At 72.3% G+C, this 5,432-nt stretch carries 4 protein-coding genes; 3 read left to right on the plus strand and 1 reads right to left on the minus strand.

The genetic code is table 11. The features are described 5' to 3' along the window. Window positions 1-65: 65 nt before the first annotated feature. Complete coding sequence (locus tag ACRDSQ_RS12640) at window positions 66-1,124, minus strand: class I SAM-dependent methyltransferase (protein ID WP_431421148.1); 1,059 nt, start codon at window positions 1,122-1,124, stop codon at window positions 66-68. 89 nt (window positions 1,125-1,213) lie between these two features. Here ACRDSQ_RS12640 and ACRDSQ_RS12645 point away from each other — a divergent pair, with 89 nt between their 5' ends. The 3 genes from ACRDSQ_RS12645 to ACRDSQ_RS12655 form a co-directional block, all read left to right on the plus strand. Next, window positions 1,214-4,276, plus strand: a complete 3,063-nt coding sequence (locus ACRDSQ_RS12645; RefSeq protein WP_431421149.1) for a BTAD domain-containing putative transcriptional regulator — start codon at window positions 1,214-1,216, stop codon at window positions 4,274-4,276. Between the two features lie 98 nt (window positions 4,277-4,374). Further along, window positions 4,375-5,118 (plus strand): hypothetical protein, encoded by a 744-nt coding sequence (locus tag ACRDSQ_RS12650; protein ID WP_431421151.1) that lies wholly within the window; start codon window positions 4,375-4,377, stop codon window positions 5,116-5,118. Window positions 5,119-5,262: 144 nt separating this feature from the next. Beyond that, on the plus strand, window positions 5,263-5,432 hold a 170-nt coding region (locus tag ACRDSQ_RS12655; RefSeq protein ID WP_431421153.1), incomplete at its 3' end, for an aminotransferase class III-fold pyridoxal phosphate-dependent enzyme.

Below are 5,432 nucleotides of genomic sequence, written 5' to 3' on the forward strand. Positions count from 1 at the left end.
CCCCCCCCCCCCCGCCACCGACCCGCTGACCCCTGGGGCGGCGGCACCCAGGGGTCAGCCTCGTGTCATGGCCGGGCTTCGTAGACGATGTTGAACGGCGTCTCGGTCGCGCGTCGGAATCGGGTGAAACCCGCCTGCTCGACCACGTGCCGGATCCGGGCCTCGCCTGCCTGCGCGCCCAGCGCGAGTCCGACTTCCTGGCTCTTCGACACGGGCACGCAGATCAACGTCGATGCCGAGTAGAAGATGCGGCCGACCGGGTTCAGGTTGTCCTCCAACCGGTCTCCCGCGTTGGGTTCGACGATCATCCAGGTGCCGTCGTCGGCCAGCGTCTCGCGGACGTGCGCGGCCGCGCCGACCGGGTCACCCAGGTCGTGCAGGCAGTCGAAGAACGTCACGAGGTCGTACCCGCGGCCCGGGTAGTCCGCCGCGGCGGCCACCTCGAACGTGCAGCGGTCGGCGACGCCCGCCTCGGCCGCCGCTTTGCGGGCCTCCTCGATCGACGGCGCATGGTAGTCGGACCCGACGACCCGAGACCGGGGGTACTGCCGGGCGATGAGAATGGACGACGAGCCGTAGCCGCAGCCGACGTCGGCGACGGTGGCGCCTGCTTCCAACTTCGCGACGACGCCGTCCAAGGCGGGCAGCCATTCCGACAGCAGGTGGCCGATGTAGTTCGGCTTGAAGAAACGGTCGGTGCCGTCGAACAGGTCGTGATGGTGGTCGCTCCAGTCGACGCCGCGGCCGTCGCGGATCGCGTCCGCCAGCAGGTCGGCGTCCTTGATCGTCGACGCCGCGACCTGGCAGCCACCGGGAATGAAGAACGGATTGTCCTCGGTGGTCAGGGCGAACGCCTGCTCCTCGGTCAGCCGGAACGCGTCCGCGTCCGGGTCGTACTCGGCGTACCCGGACGCGGCCTGCGCGGACAGCCACTCCCTCAGGTACCGCTCGTCGCACCCGGTGCTGTCGGCCAACTCGGCCGCGGTCACCGGGCGCGAGTCCGCCATCGCCCGGTACAGACCGAGCTTGTCGCCGACCAGCACGGTCGCGGCGTGCAGCACCGCACCGAGGTCGCCCGCGAACTTGCCGATGAATTCTCCCAGTTTCGCCTGATCGATGGTCATGGCCGTTCCTTCCTGATTGGACATTCGTCTGCGACGCTAGGAACCGCTCATTGCGGCCGGGTAGCTGCCGGATAGCGGGAGTTGGCGAGATGCGGGTGGAGGTGTGCGTCCTCGGACGCTTCGCGGTGCGGATCGACGGCGACGAAGTCGACGCCGCCGCGTTCGGCGGCAGGCTTGCCCGCAGACTGATCCGGCTGCTCGTCGCCCGCCGCGGGTCCGTGGTGAGCCGTGACGCGCTGGTCGAGGCCCTCTGGCCGCGAAGTCCGCCCGCGAACCCCGACGCCAACGTGAATGTCCTGGTCAACCGGGCCCGCCGAGCACTGGGTGACCCGGCGCTGATCCGCACCGTGGCGGGCGGGTACCTACTGGCCGAGGTCGCGTCGTTGACCGTGGACGCGCAGAGCTTCGCCGACGGTGTCGAGGCGGCCCGCAAGCGCTTGGACCCCGACCCCGCGGGTGCGCTCGCGACGGCGGAGACGGCGTTGCGGTTTTGGGGCGAGCCGTGGGCCGAGGACGCCGACGCCGACTGGGCGCGGTCGCCCCGCGAGCGACTCGACCGGTTGCGCCAGGAGTGCCTGGAACTCGCCGCGACAGCGGCGTTGCGCGTCGGCCACCACGTCCGCGCCCGCGAACTGGCCGAAGACGCGGTCACCGCGGCTCCGCTCCGCGAACCGGCTCATCTGCTGTTGGTCAGATCGCTGGCCCTCGCCGGGGACCAGGGAGCCGCCCTCGCCGCCTATCGACGGCTGCGCCGTCGCCTTTCCGACGAACTGGGCATCGACCCGTCAGCGGAAGCCGAACACCTACACGGCCGCCTGCTGCGCCGCGAGTTCGCACCCGGCTCCGATCACGAACTCGCCGCGCCGCGCGGTCCGTTCGTCGGCCGCGGCCGTGAGCTGGCCGCGCTGCGCAAGGCAGGCAGGCTCGCGCTCGTGGCGGGGCAACCGGGCACCGGGAAGTCACGGCTGCTGTCCGAGTTCGCAGCTGAAGCCGAAGGCACGGTCATCACCGCGCGGGCGGTGCTCCCGGAGCGCGACCGGCCGTGGAGCCTCGCCCAAGCGGTGCTTCGCGCTGCGGTGGAGGCCGGGCTCTCACCCCGCAAAGTGCTGCCCGCCCGGTCCGTGGTCGCCCTCTCCGAGGTGCTGCCCGAACTGGCCGAGGCGGCCGACAAGGTCACGGTCGACGCGGGAACGGCACGCGCCTTGGTGCTCGAAGGCGCCGTGCGGCTGCTCAGCGCCTCGGGACGGGTGCTGTTGCTTGTCGACGACCTGCAGTGGGCCGACGCCAGCAGCCTGGAGTTGTTGGCGCTGCTCGCAACCAGGGCGGAGAACGTGTCGATGGTGCTCGCGTTCCGGACCGGGGAGATGACGGGCCGGTTCCTGAGTGACCTTCGGGGCAGTGTCCGGCCGGACGAGATCCGGCTCGCCGCTCTCGACGCCGCGGCCATCGGTGAGCTGGCTGGCGATCCGATGCTGGCCAAGGTCCTCATCGGGGAGACCGACCGGACCCCGTTCGCGATCGTGGAGGTCCTCCGTGCGCTCGACGGGCTTGAATCCGACGACCTGCCCACCCATGCCCGGGAGGTCGCGCGTTCCGGCAGGCGGCGGTCGATCCTCGCGCGCGCGGAGCCGCTGGCCGAGACCGCGCGTGATCTGCTGGGTCTGCTCGCGGTGCTCGGCCGTCCCGCGTCCGCCGAATTTCTCGCCGAAGCGTGCGGCATCCCGTTCGAACTGGTGACCGAGCACTTGGGTGCGCTGTGCGCGGCCGAACTCGCCGGCAACGGTCGACGCGGCTTCGGCACCAGCCACGACCTCGTCGCCGAGACGGTCCGCGACGCGTTGGCCCCCGGCGCGAAAGCCAGTCTGCACAGACTCTTGGCGATGGCACTGGCCACCGGCGCGGCGGGCGACGGTGAGCGGGCTAGCCATCTGACCGGGGCGGGGGATCATGCGGCGGCGGCGGTCGCGTACGCGGCGACCGCGCGGCGCAGGCTCGAGCGTTTCGCCGACGGGGAAGCCCACCAGCTCGCCGAGGCCGGGCTCGCGCTCGACCCGGCCGACGCGGTCCGCGCGGAACTGCTGGAAGTGCGGGCGCAAGCGTTGGCGCGAACCGGAAAGCTGGCCGAGGCCCGCGAGGACCTGCGAGTCGCGCTGACGCACGCGACGAGTCCACCCACGCGCGCGAGCCTGCTCACCGAACTCGCCGTGATGTCGTCCGGCTCCGATGATCTCGTTCGCGCGGCGAACCTCATCGAACTCGCCCTGACCGAAGCGGCCGACGACCCCGTCGCCCGTGCGCGAGCCCTCACGGCGGGCGGGACCATCGACATCAACCTCGATCGCCGGGGTCGCGCCGCGCAGCGCTACGACGAAGCGTTGTCGCTCTTTGAGCGGGCCGGTGACGCCCGCGGGGTGGCCGACATCCTGGACGCTCGGGCGATGGCGGTCTTCCTCGACGGTGACATCGACACCGCGGTGGCGGCCTACGAGCAAGCGGCGCAGCTCTTCCTCGATTCGGGCAACCTGTTGCGGGTCGTCACGCCGCGCTCGTCCCGGGGCCACGCGCTGGTCTTCGCCGGACAGCCGGAAAGCGCGCTGGTCGACGCTACGGCGGCGGCGGAACTGGCGAACTCGCTCGGGTTCGTCGAGGGCGAGGGCGCGGCGCACTGGATCATGAGCGAGGCGCTCAGCGGGATGGGCCTGGCCGCCGAGGCCATCGCGGCGGCGGAGAAGGCGGAATCGCTCGCGGCCGAGACCGGGCACCGGGGCTGGGCGGCCACCGCGGCACGGGGACTCGGGATCGCCCGCGAAGCCGCGGGCGACCTCGCGGCCGCGGAGAGCGCGTTCCGGCGATCGCTCGAGCTCAGCACCCGCATCCCGCTGTTCGCCTGCTGGGCGCACTCACGCTTGGCGCTTGTCCTGGTAGCGGGCGGCGGACTCGACGAAGCCGCCGAGCACGTCGACAGCGCGTTGGTCACCGGCCCACCGCTGGGCCACTACGAGGCGCGCCTGGCGGGCTGTGCGCTGGCGGTGGCGAAAGGTGACCCGGCGGCGGAGGCCCTGCTCGCCGACGCCATCGAACTCGCGGTGGGTGGGGGACACCGCGCGAGCCTGACGCGGTTGCGCGCGCTGCGTCACGGGTCAGCGGTCTGATCCGGTCGACCGTCGACCCCGGCCGGTGCCGAACCCAGGACTGACGCCACGCGCCCGTAATGCCGGGCTACGGCCGCACCATTGGGTACCGTGACCTGGTGCGGGGGCAACATGATCAGAACAGTGGTGGTGTGGTGGCCGCCCGGCTGCGCCGGGTGCGGCCGCACCTCGCCGCGGTGATCCTGCTCGGCCCCATCCTGGGTCTCACCTCCGTCCTGGTGTTCGGCGGCTGGCTGCCCGGCCTCGCGACGCCCGCTCTCGTCCTCATCGCGGGCGCCGTCTACTTCGGTCTCCGCCGTTTCCGCCCACGGCGCTGGCCGCACGCCGCCGTTCTGCTTGGCCTGATGTCCGGTGCGTATCTGGGGCTCAATGTCCCCGCCGTCGCCTGGATGGCGGCCCCGCTCGGCGCGGTCGGGTTGGCGCTGCTGGGTTTCACGCTGGCCGACCGGGCGCGGCGGCAGGTTCTGCTGCCCTACACGCCTGATTTCGCCGACTCACCGGTCGAGGTTCCGTGGCCCGCCCGCGGCGCCACCGGCTTGGAGCTGCTGGTCGGCGCCGACCGCATCACGCTCATCGGCAGCCGCGGCAGGCTGCGCACCGCGCGGCCCGCCGTCGACTTCGACGACGTGGGTGCGGTCGAACAGGTCATGGTCGCCCGCCGAGCGACCCTGCACGTCCCGGGTGTGGGCGAGTTGAACGTGACGGTCACCCCGGGTCCCGCCGTGCGGATCGCCGTGCCGCCGGGGGAGTGGATCCTGCCGACCGACCAGGGCCGCGACATCGCCAGGCTCGTAGCCCGCCGCAAGGAACTCGCGGGCGAAGCGGTTCCGGCCCACCGCTGACGCCCGGCCTCGGGGCCGACGCGGGGAAAGTGACGTTGCCCCGTTCGAGGGCGGAGCCCCGGATTCGGCGGATAGCCTGCCTGGGTGAGCCCTGACGACCTCATCGCCCTCGACCGCGCGCACGTATGGCATCCCTACGGTCCGATGCCCGGCACGCACGACCCCCTGGTCGTCGAGTCGGCCCAGGGTGTGCGGCTTCGGTTGGCGGACGGTCGGGAACTGGTGGACGGGATGTCCTCCTGGTGGGCGGCCATCCACGGGTACCGCAACCCCGTCCTCGACGCCGCCCTGGCCGAGCAGGCCGGGAAGATGAG

It is taken from the genome of Actinokineospora sp. (genome assembly GCF_050699995.1).
Lineage (GTDB): Bacteria > Actinomycetota > Actinomycetes > Mycobacteriales > Pseudonocardiaceae > Actinokineospora.